At 33.3% G+C, this 21,423-nt stretch carries 23 protein-coding genes and 1 other RNA gene; 14 read left to right on the top strand and 10 right to left on the bottom strand.

Features of this window, described 5'->3' with window-relative positions:
- Positions 1-18 precede the first annotated feature (18 nt).
- On the top strand, positions 19-552 hold the full coding sequence (locus IMCC3317_RS06970) for a hypothetical protein (RefSeq protein WP_160128811.1): 534 nt from the start codon (positions 19-21) through the stop codon (positions 550-552).
- Positions 553-676: 124 nt separating this feature from the next.
- On the opposite strand, the gene IMCC3317_RS06965 is transcribed toward IMCC3317_RS06970, so the two are convergent.
- From IMCC3317_RS06965 to IMCC3317_RS06955, 3 genes are all read right to left on the bottom strand, one after another.
- Positions 677-1,324: a hypothetical protein gene (locus tag IMCC3317_RS06965; RefSeq protein ID WP_160128810.1), complete on the bottom strand. Its 648-nt coding sequence runs from the start codon at positions 1,322-1,324 to the stop codon at positions 677-679.
- 272 nt (positions 1,325-1,596) lie between these two features.
- Complete coding sequence (locus tag IMCC3317_RS06960) at positions 1,597-4,071, bottom strand: TonB-dependent receptor (protein WP_160128809.1); 2,475 nt, start codon at positions 4,069-4,071, stop codon at positions 1,597-1,599.
- A gap of 12 nt (positions 4,072-4,083) precedes the next feature.
- A complete protein-coding gene (locus tag IMCC3317_RS06955) occupies positions 4,084-5,778 on the bottom strand; it encodes a M23 family metallopeptidase (protein ID WP_160128808.1) in 1,695 nt (564 codons plus the stop codon).
- A 183-nt stretch (positions 5,779-5,961) separates the two neighbouring features.
- Here IMCC3317_RS06955 and IMCC3317_RS06950 point away from each other — a divergent pair, with 183 nt between their 5' ends.
- The 5 genes from IMCC3317_RS06950 to IMCC3317_RS06930 all read left to right on the top strand — a co-directional run bounded on the left by IMCC3317_RS06950 (position 5,962) and on the right by IMCC3317_RS06930 (position 8,947).
- Positions 5,962-6,252 (top strand): hypothetical protein, encoded by a 291-nt coding sequence (locus IMCC3317_RS06950; protein ID WP_160131882.1) that lies wholly within the window; start codon positions 5,962-5,964, stop codon positions 6,250-6,252.
- 20 nt (positions 6,253-6,272) lie between these two features.
- Positions 6,273-6,566 carry a cell division protein ZapA gene (locus IMCC3317_RS06945; RefSeq protein WP_160128807.1) on the top strand — a complete coding sequence of 98 codons (294 nt, stop codon included), beginning with the start codon at positions 6,273-6,275 and terminating at the stop codon, positions 6,564-6,566.
- A 52-nt stretch (positions 6,567-6,618) separates the two neighbouring features.
- A non-coding RNA gene (ssrS, locus tag IMCC3317_RS06940) (6S RNA) lies at positions 6,619-6,747 on the top strand.
- Between the two features lie 308 nt (positions 6,748-7,055).
- The gene (gene rny, locus IMCC3317_RS06935) at positions 7,056-8,627 is read left to right on the top strand and encodes a ribonuclease Y (protein ID WP_160128806.1); all 1,572 of its coding nucleotides are present in this window, start codon (positions 7,056-7,058) and stop codon (positions 8,625-8,627) included.
- A 149-nt stretch (positions 8,628-8,776) separates the two neighbouring features.
- A complete protein-coding gene (locus IMCC3317_RS06930) occupies positions 8,777-8,947 on the top strand; it encodes a hypothetical protein (RefSeq protein ID WP_160128805.1) in 171 nt (56 codons plus the stop codon).
- A gap of 65 nt (positions 8,948-9,012) precedes the next feature.
- Here IMCC3317_RS06930 and xerD read toward each other — a convergent pair whose 3' ends face one another.
- Positions 9,013-9,909 (bottom strand): site-specific tyrosine recombinase XerD, encoded by an 897-nt coding sequence (xerD, locus tag IMCC3317_RS06925; protein WP_160128804.1) that lies wholly within the window; start codon positions 9,907-9,909, stop codon positions 9,013-9,015.
- 275 nt (positions 9,910-10,184) lie between these two features.
- Here xerD and IMCC3317_RS06920 point away from each other — a divergent pair, with 275 nt between their 5' ends.
- The 3 genes from IMCC3317_RS06920 to IMCC3317_RS06910 all read left to right on the top strand — a co-directional run bounded on the left by IMCC3317_RS06920 (position 10,185) and on the right by IMCC3317_RS06910 (position 12,002).
- Positions 10,185-10,772, top strand: coding sequence for an outer membrane beta-barrel protein (locus IMCC3317_RS06920; RefSeq protein ID WP_160128803.1), 588 nt, complete (start codon positions 10,185-10,187; stop codon positions 10,770-10,772).
- Between the two features lie 83 nt (positions 10,773-10,855).
- Positions 10,856-11,275 carry a type II 3-dehydroquinate dehydratase gene (aroQ, locus tag IMCC3317_RS06915; RefSeq protein ID WP_160128802.1) on the top strand — a complete coding sequence of 140 codons (420 nt, stop codon included), beginning with the start codon at positions 10,856-10,858 and terminating at the stop codon, positions 11,273-11,275.
- Between the two features lie 4 nt (positions 11,276-11,279).
- Complete coding sequence (locus IMCC3317_RS06910) at positions 11,280-12,002, top strand: Dph6-related ATP pyrophosphatase (RefSeq protein WP_160128801.1); 723 nt, start codon at positions 11,280-11,282, stop codon at positions 12,000-12,002.
- A gap of 700 nt (positions 12,003-12,702) precedes the next feature.
- Here the strand turns inward: IMCC3317_RS06910 and IMCC3317_RS06905 are convergent.
- The 3 genes from IMCC3317_RS06905 to lpdA are packed head-to-tail and all read right to left on the bottom strand — an operon-like array spanning position 12,703 to position 14,928.
- Positions 12,703-13,005 carry a DUF3817 domain-containing protein gene (locus IMCC3317_RS06905; protein WP_160128800.1) on the bottom strand — a complete coding sequence of 101 codons (303 nt, stop codon included), beginning with the start codon at positions 13,003-13,005 and terminating at the stop codon, positions 12,703-12,705.
- Positions 13,006-13,059: 54 nt separating this feature from the next.
- Positions 13,060-13,479, bottom strand: a complete 420-nt coding sequence (locus IMCC3317_RS06900; RefSeq protein ID WP_160128799.1) for a hypothetical protein — start codon at positions 13,477-13,479, stop codon at positions 13,060-13,062.
- A gap of 57 nt (positions 13,480-13,536) precedes the next feature.
- Positions 13,537-14,928 carry a dihydrolipoyl dehydrogenase gene (gene lpdA, locus IMCC3317_RS06895; protein WP_160128798.1) on the bottom strand — a complete coding sequence of 464 codons (1,392 nt, stop codon included), beginning with the start codon at positions 14,926-14,928 and terminating at the stop codon, positions 13,537-13,539.
- Positions 14,929-15,761: 833 nt separating this feature from the next.
- Here lpdA and IMCC3317_RS06890 point away from each other — a divergent pair.
- The 5 genes from IMCC3317_RS06890 (at position 15,762) to IMCC3317_RS06870 (ending at position 19,500) form a co-directional block, all read left to right on the top strand.
- The gene (locus IMCC3317_RS06890; RefSeq protein WP_160128797.1) at positions 15,762-16,121 is read left to right on the top strand and encodes a hypothetical protein; all 360 of its coding nucleotides are present in this window, start codon (positions 15,762-15,764) and stop codon (positions 16,119-16,121) included.
- Positions 16,122-16,170: 49 nt separating this feature from the next.
- Positions 16,171-16,701 (top strand): AAA family ATPase, encoded by a 531-nt coding sequence (locus IMCC3317_RS06885; protein WP_160128796.1) that lies wholly within the window; start codon positions 16,171-16,173, stop codon positions 16,699-16,701.
- Between the two features lie 68 nt (positions 16,702-16,769).
- On the top strand, positions 16,770-17,549 hold the full coding sequence (locus IMCC3317_RS06880; protein ID WP_160128795.1) for a hypothetical protein: 780 nt from the start codon (positions 16,770-16,772) through the stop codon (positions 17,547-17,549).
- Between the two features lie 171 nt (positions 17,550-17,720).
- Positions 17,721-18,953 (top strand): POT-type proton-dependent oligopeptide transporter, encoded by a 1,233-nt coding sequence (locus IMCC3317_RS06875; protein WP_160128794.1) that lies wholly within the window; start codon positions 17,721-17,723, stop codon positions 18,951-18,953.
- Positions 18,946-19,500: a hypothetical protein gene (locus IMCC3317_RS06870; RefSeq protein ID WP_160128793.1), complete on the top strand. Its 555-nt coding sequence runs from the start codon at positions 18,946-18,948 to the stop codon at positions 19,498-19,500. The genes IMCC3317_RS06875 and IMCC3317_RS06870 overlap by 8 nt, the downstream gene beginning before the upstream one ends.
- An 82-nt stretch (positions 19,501-19,582) precedes the next feature.
- Here the strand turns inward: IMCC3317_RS06870 and IMCC3317_RS06865 are convergent, their stop codons facing one another.
- The 3 genes from IMCC3317_RS06865 to IMCC3317_RS06855 all read right to left on the bottom strand — a co-directional run bounded on the left by IMCC3317_RS06865 (position 19,583) and on the right by IMCC3317_RS06855 (position 21,301).
- The gene (locus IMCC3317_RS06865) at positions 19,583-20,146 is read right to left on the bottom strand and encodes a DUF1572 family protein (RefSeq protein WP_160128792.1); all 564 of its coding nucleotides are present in this window, start codon (positions 20,144-20,146) and stop codon (positions 19,583-19,585) included.
- Complete coding sequence (locus IMCC3317_RS06860; protein WP_160128791.1) at positions 20,143-20,631, bottom strand: hypothetical protein; 489 nt, start codon at positions 20,629-20,631, stop codon at positions 20,143-20,145. The genes IMCC3317_RS06865 and IMCC3317_RS06860 overlap by 4 nt, the downstream gene beginning before the upstream one ends.
- Positions 20,632-20,731: 100 nt before the next feature.
- On the bottom strand, positions 20,732-21,301 hold the full coding sequence (locus IMCC3317_RS06855) for a uracil-DNA glycosylase family protein (RefSeq protein ID WP_160128790.1): 570 nt from the start codon (positions 21,299-21,301) through the stop codon (positions 20,732-20,734).
- Positions 21,302-21,423: the final 122 nt, after the last annotated feature.

Below are 21,423 nucleotides of genomic sequence, written 5' to 3'. Positions count from 1 at the left end.
TCACGTACAATTCAATAAATGACAAACCAAGAATTTAAAATAGAAATTTTAAGACAGCATTGGTTAAAAGACGATGGACTTAATGACAAAGCTGATTTATGTTCGCACGGAGAATTATTTCTGAAAATTGGAAATGAAATTCTTTCGGATTCTGAATCTGACTCTTGGTGTTTGAGCGCAACAGGACTTTATCTACTTCGAACTTTGAAACAAGATTACACCATTGGAGATTTTGATAATTATTTAGTTCCTTGTTGTGGACATTTTATGATTCCGAATGATGAAAAAGATTATGTTCTAATTTATGGATGTAATAATGGAATAGATTTGAATATTAAACACGAAAATGGAATTGTTGAATTCACAACCGAAAAAGGAACGAAAGCAAAAATTCCAATTGATATGTATGTTAATCAAGTTATTGAATTTACAAACCAAATTGAACAATTCTATGGAAATCCAAAAGATAAAGAAGTGCCAAATGATGAATTTACCCAAAATGGTTTTCGTCAATTTTGGATCGAATGGAATGATTTGAAAAATTCTCTATAAAAATTACAGCTGCTTAAATTGAGCAAGAATTTAAGATACAGTCAAAGTTAGAATATTGTTTGAAACTCTAAACGTTGTCTCAGTAAAGTCGAATAGAGCAGTTGTCTGAAGCTCTCGAAGACAACTACCGCTTCTCCTCATACGGAAACTTTCTACTCGCAATTCGCATCATTTTAGCAATTATGGCAGACGTATTTTTTCCAGATTTCCGATTGATTGTTTTCTCATAACGCCACAACAATTTCCCCGTTTTCTTATCACTCAACTTAATGATAATTTTTCCGTAATCGGATTTTCCTTTCAAAAACGTAATCAAATTAAAAGACGTATCAACTTCTTCAGAAAGTAGTAGGCGAGAAGTCAGTGAACCGCTAATAATTGCGTCAACATTCAAAATCTTACACAATTCTTGCGGCGTATAAATATCAATATTCTCAAGCGTTATTCCTGCTTTCTTCAAAACACGATTAGTCGTATTTACATCTTGAAATTCAATTTTTAATTTCTTCTTCCGTTTTCGATTCAAAAAATAACTTTCCAACGCTTGCTGAACCGCAATACCTTCTCGTTCTGCTAACTTCTTAAGTTGCTCAGCAGTATATGTATTTTGATCCGATTTAAGGTTTAACGTCGTCTGAAAAGGAAGAATCGCAATCATTTTATGATCTTCAGAAAGTTCTTCAAAAGTATCACTGACGTAAATTTTCTTCTGTGCATTGCTGAGTTGTATTCCAACAAATAGTACGATTATAAAAAGGAGTATCTTCTTCATTTTTTAATTCTATAATTACAATCTCGTCATCACGAGCGATAGCGAAGTGATCTGTTACAAAAGAAGCAGATTGCCACAAGTTTTTTCAAAACTCTCGCAAAGACGTTTCAAATATTTTCAATTTTAAACATCAATATGTAGTTGTAAATGGAGTTTATTAGTTAAAAAAGTTTATTAGTTTATAAGTTTAATAGTTTATTTTCCAACAATCAACAATCAACAATCAACAATCAACAATCAACAATCAACAATCAACAATCAACAATCGTAAATCAAAACCGCATTCCCAACTTCACATTAAACACACGACCTGTGAGGTAATTTGGGATTCCAAACTGACGTTTTGTATACACATCACGAACCCACGTATTGGTAATTGAGTTTTGGACATCGAACACATTGAAAATCTCAAAACCTACATTCAGTTCTTTAAATGCGTGCAACCAACTTCCTTTGTCAAACTGTCGTTCTTGATCTACAATAACATACGAGAATCCAACGTCAGCACGTTTATAATCAGGTAATTTACTTTGAAATTGATATGGATCAGAATAACTCGGCGATCCGCCAGGCAATCCTGTATTATATGTTAAATTCAAGTATAATTTCAAATTTGGAATTGCGGGCATATAATCTTGAAACAACACTGCAAACTTCAAACGTTGATCGGTTGGTCTGCTAATATATCCACGATTATTAATATTTTCTTCCGTTTTCAAATATCCAAAACTTACCCAACTTTCCGTTCCAGGAACAAACTCTCCATTCATACGTAAATCCAAACCATACGCATACGCATCTGCCACATTATCTGCACGATAACGAATTCGAACGTTTTCAATTGTATACGCATTTACATCAGATAAACTCTTATAATACGCTTCACTTGTCAGCTTAAAAGGTCTGTCCCAAAGTTTGAAACTATAATCGTTTCCTAAAACGACATGAATAGATTGTTGTGCTTTTACATTCGGATTCACAACACCATTTGCGCCACGCAATTCGCGGTAAAATGGCGGTTGATGATAAAATCCTCCAGACAAACGAAACAACATATCTTTCTCCCAATTTGGCTTAATCGCAATTTGTCCTCTCGGACTAAAAACGGCTTGTGTTTTACTCTCAATTCCGTCTCCGTTTACTGTCCAACTATGCGCGCGAACACCAATATTTGTCCAAACTTCATGTTCGCCAAGCGTTGATTGTTTGCTCCATTGTGCAAATCCTGAAACACGATCAATTTGTGTATTATTTCGAGCGCGAACGGTTTGAAAAGGTTCTAATGGACCTTCATACGGCGTATATGGCTGATTGTTTGAAAATTGTGGCAATGGCGGACGAATCGAGAATCCAGCAGAATCAATCACTTCCCATTCAATCAATCGATCACGAATATCTTCATGTGTGTACTTAATTCCCCAATCTACTTGGTTTTCATCTCCGTTAATTCTATAACTTCCTTTATGTTCTGCATTCACAATTAATGCGTCCAAATCGTTTCTTCCGTGACTCAATTGCGAACCAATTCCTTCACTAAATTCAACACTTCCCAAATCTTGATCGCCAATATTGGTATTCACTTCTCCAAGTCTATATTGTGCTAAAATGTCAAAATGTTCTTGTTCTGTAGTATGATATGCTGACGCGATAAATTTCAAAGTTACATCATCATTCAAATAATAATTTCCTTTCAAAGCTCCAAAATACGTTCGGTAACGATCTTCTTCTCGACCTTGATAAAACACCAATAATGCAATCGGATCTTGTAAAGTTCCAAAGTTTGTTTGACGTGTTAATGGTTCATAATCGTAATCATTAAAAGCAATATTCCCTAAAAAGTTTAAGTGAAACTTATCAGAGAATTTATACGTCATATACGTTTGAAAATCTACAAAACGCGGTTTAAAATTGGTTTCTGTCTGTTTGCTATTTACTAACAAACTATTGTCTCTGTATCGAATCCCAGAAATGGTAGAAAACTTACTATCATTACTAGAAGTTTCAATAGAAGCACTTCCGCCAAGTAAACTCAGATTGACTCTTCCGCCAAAGCGAACCGGTTTTTTATACGTAATATCTAATACAGACGAAAGTTTGTCGCCATACTTTGCTTGAAATCCACCAGCAGAAAAATCTACATTCTGAACCAAATCCGTATTCACAAAACTCAATCCTTCTTGTTGTCCTGAACGTACTAAAAACGGACGATAGACTTCAATTTCGTTGACATACACTAAATTTTCATCGTAATTTCCACCACGAACCGAATATTGCGTACTCAACTCATTATTATTATTTACACCAGGAAAAGACATCAATAAATTTTCCACACCAGGATTGGCACCAGGAATCAACCGAACAGTTTCCGCAGAAACCGTCTGTATTCCTTCAACTGCTTTTCGATTGCGCGTATCTAACACAACCGTTCCTATTTGTTCGGCAGTTTTAGACAGCAACGGAAAAATTTCGTAATCTTCGCCGTTTTTCAACTGAACTGTCAACGTAATATTTTTATGTGCAATGTGCGAAAACGTAAGCGTCACTTTTTCATCCGAAGGAATCACAATCATAAAAAAGCCATTTTTATTGGTTTGCGTTCCCGTTCCGACGGAAGTTTTAATATTTACCGCTTCAACAGGTTTATTATTTGTGTCTAAAATAACGCCTCTAACAGTTGCTGTTTGCGCAATTATAAAATTGGCAAACAATAAAAAACTGAAAAAAAGGATGGATTGTATAGCTTTCAATATAATTGGTTTTTAATTTTTTCTAAAAAAGGTGCTTGTAAAAGTAGTATTATTTCCAACATTATCAGTAACGATGAGTTTTAAATTATGTTTTGCTTCTTCAAAAATAAGATCGCTAAAATTGTAAATTAGCATTCCTTTTTTTGCGTCATATTCAAATAAAACCCATTTTCCGTTAATCGTTCCGCGATAACTGCGAACGCCCGAAAGATCATCTGTTACTTTTATTTTTAAATACTTTTTGTTAGAAATCCACTTGTCTTTTGCAAAATTTATAGGTCTCACTTTTGGTGGAATTGTGTCTTTTGCAAGAAAGTAAGTTCCTAAATTCTTAGTACTTGTCGTAAATTTTGTGCCTTTCTTTTTCGTACTACTGTAAGATGGTTTTTTCTTCCGATCCAAACTTGCAATGAACAATTGTTTGCGTTCTTTTTCGGTATAGCTTGAAACATCAAACGTAATGACAAAATTTTTGTGCGCAGGTACTTTATCATTGTGAATAGTGTAGCGTCCTTTTTTATCTTTCGCCAGCTCGAAATAAAAATCTTCATAAAACGCCTGTTTCGGAATATATACGCTCACAAGATCTTCTTTAATTGTGTGTGCTGCATTTCGCGTAATCAAATGATTTGTAACAGTTTCTTTTTTCTTTTGTGTGATGTTTTGTTTCTTACCAACAATAGGAACTGTAATTGTCGTTGTGTTATTTTTAAAATCCTTGACTTTCAATACAATTGTATATTCTTTTCCTTCTTCAATTTTAAGAATTCCGTTATTTACAACATCATTATAAATACTCAATTTATTTGCAGGCGTTACAAAACAGCGTTGCACACGTTGCTTTTTCTCTTTATAACGTTCATAATCAATCAATGTATTAATATATCTCGATTCGCCAAAAGAGAATTTTTTAAAGCTGTAGCTGAAATTTTTCACACCATTTACAAAACTTTCCAATTCGTAAATTCCATTTTTATTAAATGCTAAATCTTGTTTATCATATGAATTTACGCCGAGTCCAATCTCGCCAGAAGCGAACACTTTATCAGCAATAAAACTATTTTCTTCTTTGTCTTTTTTCAATTGCAATTGCACAATTTTATTTGAAGAATTAATTTGAGCAGAATCTGACAACGCATACGCAAACAAACCATTTACTGTTGGATAATGTGAATCTTTTACGTCAATACCAAACAACATCGGATTCATAGGTTTCGAAGCTGCATCACGAATTTCGAAGTGTAAATGCGGTCCACCAGAAGAACCACTATTTCCTGAATACGCAATAACTTCGCCTTTTTTTAACATTAATTCATCCGCAGTTGGATACAATTGAATTTCGTAGCGTTCCTTATTATATTGTTGTTTTTTTAAATACGCTTCTAATTTTGGTGCTAACTTTTTCAAATGCGCATATACGGAAGTATAACCGTTTGAATGTGTGATATACAACGCTTTTCCAAATCCCCAATGCTGAATTTTTATACGAGAAACGTGTCCGTCGCCAATGGCAAAAACTTCAAAACCTTCTTTTTGTTTTGTTTTAATATCAATTCCTGAGTGAAAATGATTGCTTCTCAGTTCGCCAAAAGTTCCCGATAAAATAATTGGAATATCGAGCGGCGATCTAAAATCGTTTTGCGGATATTTATTTTGAGAAAAAGCAACGGAAAAGCAACATAAAAAAATATAAAACAGTCTGTACATAAATCAAAAGTGCGTTTGAGAAGCTAAAATAGCTAATACTTAGTTAATTTGGAATCTTTAAATTCAAAAACTGCACCAAAAAAATACAATTCTTAAAGTATTACTTTAAATAATAGTCAAAACTCTTGCGAACTAATTTTATGAATGCTAAATTTGTAATTATATGCATTGAATAAAAATGTAATGAGTAGTACATTGAAAATCGTTGATTCTCTTGAAAATAGCCTGCGTAAAATGCTTCACAAGCTTGAAGTTTTAGAGCAAAAAAATTACAAACTAAATCAAGAATTAGACAATTCAAAGGAACAAACAGTACGTTTACACGAAGAAATCTCACAGTGGGAAGAAAAGTTTAACGCGCTTAAAATTGCAAATTCAATGCTTGGCAGTGATAACAACAAAAAAGAAGCTAAGCTTAAAATAAATACATTAATTCGGCAAATAGACCATTGTATTACACAATTAGCCGAATAAACTAGATAGTTTTTTAGACTATGGAAAATCAGCTCAAAATAAAGCTTACTATTGCGGATAGAGTGTATCCGTTAACTATTGCAGCAGGTCAAGAAGAAGGACTTCGGAAAGCGGCAAAGAAAATAGAAAGTATGATCAAGCAGTTTGAGCAAAGTTACGCAGTAAGAGACAAGCAAGATGTATTGGCAATGTGTGCCTTACAATTTGCCTCGCAAGTGGAACAAAAAGCCATAGATAAAGAGACGAATCAAACAGCATTAGAAGAAAAATTAAAAGCGCTCGACGAGTTATTGAAAGCGCAGCTTAGTTCATAAGTTCTTTAAAATATAATAGGTTACTGCCTACATTGGTTTTTATTTTTGATAAACTCAACGTTAATATAATTAAAAAGAGTGAGTCATGGTTGTAAAAGCATGCTGTCAATACTGAACTTGTTTAGTATTTGGACAGATCCTTGATCAATCTGTTAGCTCTAAACTTGTTTTTTTGGAGTTTATACAAAACTCTAATCAATGTAGGTTTTTTTTTGAGTGAAACTCAATTTTGAGAAGCCTGAAAGGCGAACGCAAAATTGTAAGTTGAACTCATTCCGTTGCAGAACGGAATCCTAATTTGAAACACAATTGATAACTCAATTTTGAGAAGCCTGAAAGGCGAACGCAAAATTGTAAGTTGAACTCAATCCCGTTGAAAAACGGAATCTTAGGTTTAAAACTCAATCCTTAATTCAATTTTTAAGGAACAAGATGAGTCTTGGAGTTTAATATTTTAGTATAATGAATACACAATTAAGACGATAGATGATGGAAAGTACAACAATTATAATAGCAATCGCCGTTGGTGTGATTTGCTTAATCATAGGTTTTGCCATTGCAAAGGTTTTGGAGAAGAAACAAGCTTCTTCAATGATACAAGGAGCTAAAAAACAAGCTTCTACTTTATTAAAAGATGCAAAATCGAATGCTGAAAATGTGAAGAAAGACAAGATTCTTCAAGCAAAAGAAAAGTTCTTAGAATTAAAAGCAGAGCACGAAAAGTTTATTTTATCGAAAGATAAGAAAATGGCAGAAGCAGAGAAACGTACACGTGACAAAGAATCGCAAGTTTCTAGCGAATTATCTAAGAATAAAAAACTCAACCAAGAAATAGAAGCAAAAGTAAAAGATTACGACTATCGATTGGATTTTGTAGAAAAGAAAAAAACGGAGGTTGAGAAACTGCACAAAAGTCAAATAGAACAACTAGAAGTAATTTCTGGATTGTCTGCCGACGAAGCAAAAGAGCAATTGGTTACTTCATTAAAGGAAGAAGCGAAATCTGATGCAATGGGCTACATTCAAGCAAAACTTGAAGAAGCTAAAATGACCGCACAACAAGACGCAAAAAAGATAATTATCAATACTATTCAACGTATCGGAACAGAAGAAGCAGTAGAAAACTGTGTTTCTGTATTTAATATTGAATCGGACGATGTAAAAGGTCGTATTATTGGTAGAGAAGGACGAAATATTAGAGCATTAGAAGCTGCAACTGGCGTTGAAATTATTGTAGATGATACACCAGAAGCAATTATTCTTTCCTGTTTTGATTCGGTTCGAAGAGAAATTGCACGTTTATCATTACACAGATTGGTTACTGATGGACGAATTCATCCAGCACGAATTGAAGAAATTGTAAAGAAAACTCGCAAACAAATTGATGAAGAAATTATTGAAGTTGGAAAGCGTACGGTAATCGATTTAGGAATTCACGGATTGCATCCAGAGTTAATAAAAACGGTTGGTAGAATGAAATATCGTTCTTCTTACGGACAAAACTTATTACAACACTCACGTGAAGTAGCAAAACTTTGTGGCGTGATGGCTTCCGAACTCGGATTGAACCCGAAACTTGCTAAAAGAGCAGGATTACTACACGATATCGGAAAAGTGCCAGATACGGAAACAGAAGTGCCACACGCAATTTTAGGAATGCAATGGGCAGAAAAGTATGGGGAAAAACCAGAAGTGTGTAACGCTATTGGAGCGCATCACGATGAAATTGAAATGGTTTCCTTGTTATCACCAATTGTACAAGTGTGTGATGCAATTTCAGGAGCAAGACCAGGCGCGCGTCGTCAAGTATTAGACAGTTACATTCAACGTTTAAAAGACTTGGAAGATATCGCATTCGGATTCCCAGGAGTGAAAAAAGCCTATGCAATTCAGGCAGGTAGAGAATTACGTGTTATTGTAGAAAGCGAAAAGGTAGACGATGCGAAAGCAGCAGAATTATCATTTAATATTTCACAAAAAATTCAAACGGATATGACCTATCCGGGACAAGTGAAAATTACAGTAATTCGAGAAACAAGAGCGGTAAACATCGCAAAATAAGTTTAAACGAGTTCACTATATATACATTCACAAAACGTGAATATCGAAGTTTCATAACTACGGTATTCACGTTTATAGTTTATGGCAATTCTTTGGCGAGTTTGTGTTATTTATAAGTAATTTTATGTATAACCCAAATAGCCCTAGATATGTTACAGAAAATTTTGAATCTTACAGGTGTCGATACGCTGACTAAAACGCAGCAGGTTGATTCCTCTGGAGGAAAAGTAACCTCTTTAGAAACATCATTTATGTGTTATTGTAACAGTATTTTTGTTGGAGAAAGAAGTTCCGTAAAAGAATGCTGGAAAACCTGCTAAAAATTGCAATAATGCCGAAAAAGAAGAAAAAACAGAAATCTCTCCCAGAAAGGTTTCTGTTTTTTTTATGTTCTTGGATGATATTTTTCCATCACTTTTGCCAAATGACTTCTATCAACATGCATGTAGATTTCGGTAGTTGTAATGCTTTCGTGTCCTAACATGAGTTGTATGGCGCGCAAATCGGCTCCATTCTCTAATAAATGCGTTGCAAATGAATGACGGAATGTATGCGGTGATATATTTTTCTTGATTTCTGCTTTCTCGGTTAAACGCTTAATAATAGTAAAAATCATGACACGTGTTAATTGTTTTCCGCGTCTGTTTAAAAAAACCGTATCACTAAATTCAGGAATGTGTTTTACTTTTATTCGATCTCCTTTTATGTATAGGTTGATATGTTTTTGGGTAAATTTACTTATAGGAATAAATCGTTGTTTGTCGCCTTTTCCTGTCACTCTGATAAATCCTTCATCAAAAAATAAATCGGACAGTTTTAAACCAACCAATTCGCTTACGCGCAAACCGCAACCGTATAAAGTTTCAATAATAGCTTTATTTCTGTGTCCTTCTGCTTTGCTTAAATCAATAGTGGCAATAAGTTTTTCAATATCTTCTAGTGCTAAAGTATCAGGAAGTTTTCTACCAATCTTTGGTGCTTCAATCAATTCCATTGGATTGTCTTTTCTGTAATCTTCAAAAATTAAATAATTAAAAAAGCTTTTCAAACCAGAAATAATTCGAGTTTGCGATCGTGCGTTTAAGATTTTTGCAACTTCATAGATAAATTGTTGAATAGTAGTTTCATCAATAGCCAAAGGAGAAAGGTTGATGTCGTTGTCTTCTAAAAAACGCATCAATTTTTCAATATCATGTGCGTAATTTATGATTGTATTCTCTGATAAACCACGCTCAATCTTTAAATAGATCTGAAAATCCTTAAGTAAATGTTGCCATTTCATATTCAAATGTAGCAAGAAACAGCGGAAAGAGTTAAAAAAATATTAAAATCGAGAAATATCATGATAAATAATCAATATAAAGCGTGAGAAAAGATGTTTTATATTGAGATTATAACACTTTTTATACTAGGTAGTTAGTGGCGTTCTTGTGTGTTTATGTTTTAATAGCACAATGCTAGCAGCGATAAACAAAGAAAAAAGGGGAATTTTCCCCTATTGAAATTTAGAATATTGTTTTTATATTTGTCCTTCAACAATTATAAAAACATAATATTATGAAAAAAATTATTTTAGCAGCTGTAGCGATTTTCGGATTTGCATTTACTGCAAACGCGCAAACAGAACAAGGGAAATGGGTAATTTCTGGATCGACTTCTATTTCTTTTGCTACCACTAATCTTACATTGGAATTTGAAGGAGAAGAAATAAGCGATGACGCTAAGGCTTCTATTTTTTCCTTTACACCAAGTGTTGGTTATTTTGTGATCAATAATTTAGCTGTAGGATTAGATTTATCATTCTCTTCTGCTAAAAATGATGATGGAACTACAGATGTTACCACTTCTTCTTTTAGTTCAATTCTAGGAGGAACTTATTATTTTGAAGCTGGCGATAAATTTAAGCCTTTTGTAGGCTTAGGTGCAGGGTTAATTTCTACAAGTAGCGGAGATGATGACGTTTTAAAATCTAATGGTTTAGCACTTAGAGGAAAAGGTGGTGTAGCTTATTTTGTAAATGAATCATTATCTGTTGATTTTTCAGTATTATACTTAAATACAAACCAGAAGAATAAAGAAAATAATGACTTAGTAAGTAAAAATTCTAGTTTAGCAGTTGGTTTAGGATTTTCTCTATTTTTATAGTGTCATAAAAAAATAAATATTAATATATACAAAGGTCTTTCTAAATTGAAAGACCTTTGTTGTTTTTTAATATCTTTACTTCTATGAAAAAAATGATCATCATCAACGGACCTAACTTGAATCTGCTCGGAAAGCGTGAACCAGAAATTTACGGAAATGCTACGTTTGAAGATTATTTTAAAGCACTACAAAAACAGTTTTCGAATGTAAAACTAAGCTACTATCAATCCAATATAGAAGGCGAATTGATTACTAAACTACAAGAAGTTGGTTTTGAATATGATGGTATTATTTTAAATGCAGGCGCGTACACACATACTTCTATCGGAATTGGCGATGCAATCAAAGCCATCAGTACGCCAGTTGTCGAAGTACATATTTCCAATACATTTGGCAGAGAAACATTTAGGCATCAATCATATATTTCGGCACATGCAAAAGGTGTTATCTTAGGTTTTGGGATGCAAAGCTACCAATTGGCAATGCAGAGTTTCGTATCGTAAATTTATGAAGAAAGCATACTTTAATTGGAGCACAGGAAAAGATTCCTCTTTGGCACTTTATCATGTCTTACGACAGAAAGAATACAGCATTACACAACTCGTAACAACAGTAAATAAAGACTATGAACGTGTTTCTATGCACGGTTTGCGTGAAGAATTGTTAGATACACAAGTAGAACGCTTACAAATTCCATTGAAAAAAATATACTTTCCGGCAGAAGTTTCTATGTCGAGTTATGATGAAACCATGCGAAAAGCAACGGAAGAATTGGTTGCTAATGGTTTTCAATATGGAATATTTGGCGATATATTTTTAGAAGATTTACGCAACTATCGCGAGGAAAAACTCAAAGAAGTTGGTATTATAGGTGTTTTTCCATTATGGAAACAAGATACAAAAGCATTGATAAAAGAATTCATCTCGTTGGGTTTTAAAGCCATTACGGTTTGTGTAAACGCAAAACTATTAGATGAATCTTTTGTTGGAAGAATCCTAGATGAAAGCTTTCTAAATGATTTACCTTCTACGGTTGATCCTTGTGGCGAAAATGGAGAATTTCACACGTTTGTATTTGACGGGCCATTATTTTCATCACCAATTGACTTTACTATTGGCGAAAAAGTGTTAAAAACGTATTCGCCTTCTAAAAAAGAAGAAGATACCTGTTCCTCAGACGATTCTACTTGGGATACGGCTTTTTGGTACTGCGATTTGATTCCGAAATAGCCGAAAACTCTTAAAAATTAACGTTTCTCTGTGAAAACTTTAATCAAGTTTTGGCAATTACTTAAGAACAAATTAAGACTCGCACCTGCTATATTTGAACATGAAACCAAGCGAATGGTTTCGTGCAATTTTTTCATAGCTGATGGTGGGATATCAGTTATTAGGTTGGTTGAGGAAAAAGTCATTCAAGAAATTGAATGACTTTTTGTATTTAATCTAAGTTTACTTAAATAAGCTTTAGTTGTTGCCTGGATCAGCACACATTCCCAAAGGACAAGTTAAGAGATGTGAACATTTATGTATTGTTTTCCCTCCACCAATTACTTCAATTGGAGATTTAAGATTTGATATTGACTTTTTGTTAAGTTTAAACGATGTAAGATTCTTTTTTTTCATGATATAAAGTTTTTGATTAGATCATAAAGTATAAAAATAAATCAGCAAGAATGTACGGTAAGACCGTAATTAACAAAGAAACAATTGTTTGAAAGTAAAAAAGCGAACCGAAGTTCGCTAGCATAAGAATTACTTAGTTGTTGTTTCTTGCTTAATTTGATGTCTTTGAGTTTCGCTTCCTCCACAAATAGTTTGAGAATTCTTGATTTGGTACTGTTTAAGTTTTTCTAACATACTATTCGATTTTAAAAATTAAATAGTAAGATACAAAAAAAACAAAGACCCAATACCCAATACCCTAAAACTATTTAATCCTCAAATACTTTCGTTCCACATAAAACGTAGCAAAAGGAATTAACGAAGCTAAAAATAAAATTCCAAAACTTTTAAAATTCCATTTTTGTTCTTTCGTGACTAAAAACGCTAATAGCACATAGATTAAAAATAATACTCCATGTGTCATACCTACAATTCTATTTGGTTTAGGCATTTCCATAAAATATTTTAGAGGCATTGTAATAAAGAAAGCGATATATGAAATTCCTTCTAAAATCGCAATCCAGCGAAAAGCTTTTAATGTGTTGGTTTCTTTACTTATTGGTTCCATAACTATATACGTTGTGAGTTAAATGTGTAACTTTTTTATACTGTTGAAAGTTGATTAAAAAATTAAATTCCATAGATAAGAAATAATTGCCAATAGGACAGACCAAAAGGAAATAACACCCAAAATTCCTCCAATTAACTCATAAATATCATGCCAGAATCCTTTAGAATCTCTTATCGTAAAGAAAATAATAAACATAACTACGATACATATACTTACGGTTTTCCACCAATAACTGCTATTCCAGTTATAATATCTATAAAAAACATTTCCTTTATCAGAACTTGTATATGTAGTATCTTTTTTTCCCTCTTCTAAACTACTATTGTCTATAACTGTTTCTTGAACAGTTTCGTCAGATTGAAAAACAGAAGCTAAAGATTGTTTTCCTGTAATGAAAACAAATAGTGCCAGCAATGCAGTTACAAGACTAAGAATCGTTACTGTTTTTTTAAAAACACTATTGTTTAACATACATGAAAGAAAAGAAATTAAAAAAAGCCACTCAACGAGCAGCTTTTAAAATCTATATTATAAATGAATGACTTCGCCATAAGCGGCGGCAACGGCTTCCATTACAGCTTCACTCATTGTTGGATGCGGATGTACCGCTTTCAACACTTCATGACCTGTAGTTTCTAGCTTTCTACCTAAAACGGCTTCTGCAATCATATCGGTAACGCCAGCGCCAATCATGTGGCAACCTAACCATTCTCCGTATTTTGCATCGAAAATTACTTTTACAAAACCTTCTTTTGCTCCGCTAGCACTTGCTTTTCCAGAAGCTGAAAACGGGAAGTTTCCAACTTTAATTTCATATCCTTTTTCTATTGCTTGTTTCTCTGTTAAACCAACAGAAGCAATCTCAGGAGAACAATACGTACAACCAGGAATATTTCCATAATCTAAAGCTTCTACGTGCATTCCTGCAATTTTCTCTACGCATAAAATTCCTTCCGCAGAAGCAACATGTGCCAAGGCTTGTCCAGGAGTTACATCGCCAATAGCGTAATATCCAGGAATATTTGTTTGGTAAAAATCGTTCACTAAAATTTTATCTCTATCCGTTGCAATTCCGACAGCTTCAAGTCCAATATTTTCAATATTTGTTTTAATTCCAACTGCCGAAAGTACAATGTCAGCTTCCAATACTTCTTCGCCTTTTTTCGTTTTCACAGTTGCTTTTACGCCATTTCCAGAAATATCAACCGAAGTTACTTCTGCAGATGTCATAATTTTAATTCCACTTTTCTTGAACGAACGCTCCAATTGTTTCGAAACATCATCATCTTCCACAGGAACAATCTTTGGTAAATATTCTACAATCGTAACTTCCGTTCCCATCGAATTGTAAAAATATGCGAACTCAACACCAATTGCTCCAGATCCAACTACAATCATCTTCTTTGGTTGTTCTTTCAGCGTCATTGCTTCTCTATAACCAATCACTTTCTTACCATCTTGTGGCAAGTTTGGCAATTCGCGCGAACGCGCTCCAGTAGCAATTACAATATGTTTTGCGCTATATTCGGTAGTTTTACCGTCTTTACCTTTAACATCAACGTTCTTTCCGGCTTTCAATGTTCCGAAACCTTCTAGGACATCAATCTTGTTTTTCTTCATCAAAAACTGAACACCTTTGCTCATTCCGTCAGCAACGCCACGACTCCGTTTTACGACAGCGTCAAAATCCTTATCGGCATCTTTCACTGACAATCCGTAATCTTCGGCATGTTTCAAATACTCAAAAACTTGTGCTGATTTCAATAATGCTTTCGTTGGAATACATCCCCAATTTAAGCAAACGCCACCTAAACTTTCTTTCTCAATTACGGCTGTTTTTAATCCTAATTGAGATGCTCTAATGGCAGTAACATATCCGCCAGGACCACTTCCTAAAACGATGATATCGTATGTACTCATATCTTAAAATTTTGTTGTCTGATTTCGAAAAGCGAATTTACGCAATTCTGACCGAACTTTAAATTTTATGCAATTGTTTTTACTTGGACTCGCTTCTCTCTTAGACGCGCTTCGCTATTAGAAACGGCTTTGCCTTTAGTATCGCTTTGCTCTTGGACTCGCTTCGCTTTTGGAATGTTGGTATTGCTTCGCTTTTGGTATTTGTCACATTGAGCGCTGTCGAAATGTTGGTATGTGAATTAGTTACACAAGTAGATAAACTGATAAACCTTTCAACTTATAAACTAAAATTTTGCTTTTGGTATATTTTTGTTGAGCTTGTCTATGTATAGTTGATTAGTAATGGAGTCGTTTAGCACTTGAGTGAAATTATCAAATTATCAAATTGACACATTTTCAAATTGTTTTTTGGAAGTTCCCTTTCGCTATCGCTTCAGGTCGCGCTATTCGTTGCAAGTCCTCGCTCGCAAACTCGCTGTGGGCTTTTCACTGCTATCGCTAACTCGGGAAGAATATCGAATATCAAATTTTGAATAATTAATGATGAATTTTTGAATCCAACTACGAAACGTCATTACGAGGAGGAATCGACGAAGTACTTGTGCTGAGCGGAGTCGAAGTAATCTGCTAGTCGACACACAGATTGCCACAAGTTTTTTTATTTCGACTAAGCTCAATGTAAACAAAACGCTCGTAAAGACGTATCAAAGAAAATTGTACTTTTAAAATTCAGAAGAACAATGGAGAATATTTTTTTTGAATTAGTAAAGTTTATCTCGAATTCATTTGCAAATCAATTAAAGTCTCTTCAGGAAAAGTAGTATTTTTATAAAATGAATACACCAATTAATATACATGATAATGATCGAGAAATTTATTTATCGACAGGTATATATGGTGTAAAGGTATTAGGCGGATGGAGTGTTAAATTAGATAATTTTTCAATTTCTTTGGAATTGGTTGGCAATAATACTGTGGTTACACCTAACTCTGTTACGTTTAAGATACAGTCATACGTTTTTAAAAAGAGAGCAAAGAAAATTTTCTCTGTAGATATAATTCAATCTGGAAATTATCGTGTTAAATTTAAAAATCAAGAAAGCTTGAAAATAAGACGATCAAATTTGTTTTTAGCTCAATTCTTTGAGAAAGAAATTTTCAATGAAGATATAGAAATTTTCATAGGTGATTAATTTATAAACCTTTTTCTAAATCAAAATTCAATTAGAAACAACCAAAAAAATGAAAATCCTAATCATCGGCGCATCAGGTTCAGGAACAACGACGTTGGGAAAAGCACTTTCTGTTGCAACTAATTTTAAACATTTAGATGTAGACGATTATTATTGGAAAGTCACAAATCCGCCGTTTCAAGAAAAAATTTCGTTGGCAGAACGCACAAAAAACTTAACAATTGATTTTCATAATCACACAAATGTTATTGTCAGCGGTTCCTTAGTAAGTTGGGGAAAAGCGTGGAAAACCGCCTTCGATTTGGCAATTTTTGTAACCTTGGACAAAAACATTCGCATGCAACGACTCGAACAACGAGAATTTGAACGTTATGGAGATAAATTGGTTACAGACCTAAAAGTAAAAGAAACTTCGGAAGCTTTTTTAGCTTGGGCAAAACGCTATGATGATTCTACATTTACAGGAAGATCTATGAAAATTCATCTCGATTGGTTAGCTTTACTTTCTTGTAAAACTCTCACAATTGATAGTGCGTTATCACTAGAAAATAATGTTTCAACAGTATTGCGAAAAATATGAGTCGCCTCGTGAAAAAGCAATATATTGTGTAACATTATCTCAATTAATTTATCTAAAAAACACTAAATATGGGTTGGAAAACATCAATGATTCTTATAGAAAACCGGTATGATTTTAAAGATGATAGTGCACTTCTAAAAGCGATTGAAAAAGCAAACTATGAATTTGATAGTGAAGTTTCGCTTGAGGAAAGTTTGTATCCAAATGATGCTTCAATCAATATCGGATATTACAATAATACCATTATTATTTGTGATGATTATCAACTAACTGGAAATACAATTGAACGTTCAGATAGACTGAATTTAACAGCTGAAGAAACTGCGTTGGTATCTATGTTTCCTCATGCGGAAATTTTGTCTGTTGCCTGTCAAAGTGTTGTAAATTTTCACGGATATTCATTGATTAAAAGAGGTTTGAAAACACGGTTGAAAATTGCAGTCGATGGCGAAATTATAGAACATGGCGAACCATTTGAAGAAGAACAGAAAATCTATGCAAGTTCATTTACAAAAAATGGAAATCGGTATTGGAAAGATGAAAATTATCCTGAAGATGAACCGTATACTGAAGATTCATTGATGGAAGATTTCACTTTTGGAGTTGCAAAAAGACATTTAGGAGTTCTTTTAGATAGTGAAGAAGGCGAAGAATTGCTAGAGAAAGTTGTGCTCAGAAAATACAAAAATCCAAATGCAACACCTGAAAAATTACCAACATTTAAAATGCGAACTTTAGAAGAAGAAGCAAGTTATAACAAACGTGCCAAATGGATAAAGTATGTAATCTATTTTATCATTTTCTTGGTGATTTTGTATGTGCGATCGTGTATGGAAAGGCAAAAATAGTATTAAAAATCATACTTCATTCTACGGTATATAGTAGGATTATAAATTTGTGGTATGAGCAATCGCGATTTAAAAAAATGTTTAAAAACTGAAACGAAATACTAGAAATTACTACTCATAAAGTGTATCACTATACAAAACCGATTTGTTACCAATCTTAAATTCTTTTTCATGCAGAAAATAACACACCAAAAACATAGTGTATACTCAGTAATATATCTAATAGCAACATTGTTTGAAAGAGCAGGTTATTATGGACTAAGAGTCTTGCTAGTAGTATACTTAACAAGTGAGCTCTTGCTAAATGGAGGAACTGAGAGTTTGTCATATCCAGTTGTACTTTCAATTTATGGAATATTTATATCTACTTTAATAGGAACACAATTTTTAGGAGGACTTTTGGGCGATTTAGTATTCAAAAATAAAAATGCAATCATTTTAGGAGGAATATTACAAGCAATAGGCGCTTTTATTTTGTGCATTCCTTCCATAACAGCAGTTTACATTGGTTTAGGTTTCATTACGATAGGAACAGGTTTATACAGACCAAATATCATGGCATACTTTGGAAAACTCTACACAAACAACACAAAATTGTTAGATGCAGCGTATACAATTCACTATGGATTTATAAATCTTGGCGCATTTATCGGAGTCTTACTACTTGGATATATAGGCGAAATATATGGCTGGATGTATGGATTTGGGTTGGCTGGTGTATTTTTTTTAATTTCAATAGTATTGCCGCTACTTTCCAAAGAAAAAATTGTTAAAAATAAGGATTTAAAACAGTTTGCATTAAATCATCGGATACTAAAAATAGTGCTAGTTATACTGGTTGTTGGCTTATTTTGGGCGCTATTTGAAATTGGGTATTTAAAACGAATTGAGTCGCAAATAAGTCTTTCCAAAGTTGTAAGTTTTGAAAATTTAGATTCTATATTCCAACAATTAGAATCATTTTTTATGATTCCTGTTGTAATTGTATTTGCAATACTTTGGTCTTGGTATTACAATCATCAATTCGTAAAACTGGCAATTGGTTTTATATTTGCGGTTGCATCTTATGGAATTCTATTTTTAATTCCTGAAGTTGTAACGATTTATCACTTTTGGCTGTTCATTTTTTCATTATTTTTATTAACTCTAGCAGAAATACATATTGCTCCAATTTTATACGCAACACTTGCTAAATATGGAAATCCAAAATATTTAGCAACACTCATTGCGTCTTCTTTAGTCTTGACAAGATTATTTTTTGCTATGCATCAATTATTTTCAGATGAAATTTATGAAGATTCTTCATTTACATTAAAAATTGCATTTGGCGGAATGTTTATATTTGCAGTAATTCTTAGTGCTGGTGTAATTCTTGGAAGAAAATATTTAAAAAGTAATGCGTAACCTCAAAAAATATCTAAATCGAATACTTGTTTCAGGTATTTTGCTATTTATTTTCAAGGGTTTTCTTTATAGAAATCTGGTTGCATATACGAAAATTGAAACGCGAAAAAATTATGCAATTACCAACAAAAATATCATTCAAAGTATTGAAAAATATACAAATGATGAAGAATTGACTATTGACGATATTATAGAAATTAGTAATAAAATTACCAGTAAAGAATTAGAATTTACATTGCATGAAACATCAAACAATCCAAACCTAAATTTTGAAACCAATAAAGCGAATTGTATTGGCTATTCATCACTTTTTAATGCTGTTGGAAACTATATTTTACAACAACAAAATCTATCAGAAACTTACGAATTCAGACATGTCGTAGGAAAGATGAAATTTCTCGGTTATGATATTCACAATATTTTTAAAAGCCCATTCTTCAAAGATCATGACTATAATGAAATCATCAACAAAAAAATAGGAGCGAAGCACTATGTTGATCCAAGTTTGTATGATTATACATGGATTAATCGCGTAACAGCAAATTAATCTAAGCCAGTCCAAGAAAGTCTAAAAAATCTAAGCCAGTCTAAGAATGTCTAAGCTAGTCTAAGAAGTCTAAAAATCCAAATTACAAATCCTCAGTAAAATGTCGTTTCCCTTTGTCTTTACTAAACTTATCAGTATTATAATTGGTAGATTTCCCTTTCGGGATAGATAACGAAGTCCATTCACTTCCACGAATCAAGGTGCCAATATACACTAGTTGCCCAATATGATACGCATAATGACACAACTGACGCGTAATTGCTTCCATAACTGTGTGACCTTGATTTCGAATGTAGATAATTCCGGAAACATCTTTCGCTTCAAGCGGATTTATCGCATCAAACAAACATTTCCAACCTTTCTCCCAAGCGGCAAGCATTTCGGCTTTTGAAGTGTACGTATCTTCAAACTCTGTATCACGATGTCGCCATTCCTTTTCGCCATCTTCCGTAAGGAAATTTGTCCAACGACTCAACATATTCCCAACAATATGTTTCACCATAATAGAAACGCTATTGCTGTCTGCATTCTGTTGCCAGTGAATTTCTTCATCAGTTAATTGCGCAAAAGTTTTATCGCCTAAGCTTTTGTAATAGACAAACTGTTTGCGTGTACTTTCTAAATAATTTTCTGCTACGGAATTCATGCGGTAGCATATTTATGGTTAAAATGTTCGCTCAAATACTTTTTAATATCTTTAACTTCGGCTTCATCATCCAACTTTATAGTATGTACAATTTGTTGATTCTTACTATTTGCAAACTTCACTGTCAATTGATTAGACACAACTTGCAAACGTTCAATTTTATCAACAGGAATTTTAAACTGTGCAATTTTATAGCGTCTATTAAAAAAATGAAAAATTGCTAATAAAAATAATACTCCAAATATTCCAGCCATTCCAAAAGCAAATTCAAGAAATCCACTTATAAGAAACATAAAAATAACAATTGTAATTACCGTCATTAATGTTTCAAAAAGATATTCCAAAACATACGTAAATGTCAACTTCGGGTTTTCGGTTTCTTCTACTATTTCACAGGTTTTCCAATTACCATGATCGCTAAAATAAAAGAATTCTGCATCAATATTGAGATAGCCTTTCTTTAAAACAAAATACCGTTTTTCCATAGAGTAAATATACCAAAAATTGAAATACAGACTTAGCTTGTCGAGGTGAAAAATCTAACAATCTAAGCTAGTCTCCAAGTAGTCTAAGAAAGTCTAAAAATCAAAGAAGTCTAGAAATTTCTTGCTGCAACACCGGAATCACTTCTTTTTCAAACCAAGGATTTTTACTGAGCCAAAAACGATTTCTTGGCGACGGATGCGGTAACGGAAAGTATTTTGGCAAATAACTTTCATAATTTGCGACAGTTTCTGTGAGAGTCTTTTTAGCGTTTTCTTGTAGATAATATTTCTGCGCGTATTGTCCAACAAGCAATACCAATTCGGCCTCTTGCATTTTAGACAACAACTGTTTGTGCCAAGCTTCTGCGCATTCTTTTCGTGGAGGCAAATCGCCTGTTTTTCCTTTTCCGGGATAACAAAATCCCATCGGAATTAGTGCAATATTCTTTGGATTATAAAAAGTTTCATCGGAAACATTCAGCCATTGCCGCAATCGTTTTCCGCTCATATCATCCCAAGGAATTCCACTTTGATGTACTTTCAAACCTGGCGCTTGTCCAATTAAAATAATCTTAGAAGATTTGTGCGCAGACAAAACAGGATTCACACCAAGTGGCAAGTGATCTTGACAAATTCTACAACCCAATATTTCTTCCAATAAATTTTCCATCAATAAAATAATAAAACAACAAACACTTCGACTTTAGTTTATCTTGAGCGAGAGTCGAAAGGCTCAGTGTAAACACTAATAAACGAACAATAACAATGACAGAGCTAAGTGAAGTAAATAAT

This window comes from Kordia antarctica (assembly GCF_009901525.1).
GTDB lineage: Bacteria > Bacteroidota > Bacteroidia > Flavobacteriales > Flavobacteriaceae > Kordia > Kordia antarctica.
The sequence above is the reverse complement of the archived record's forward strand: the minus strand, read 5'-3'. Positions and strand labels throughout refer to the sequence as shown.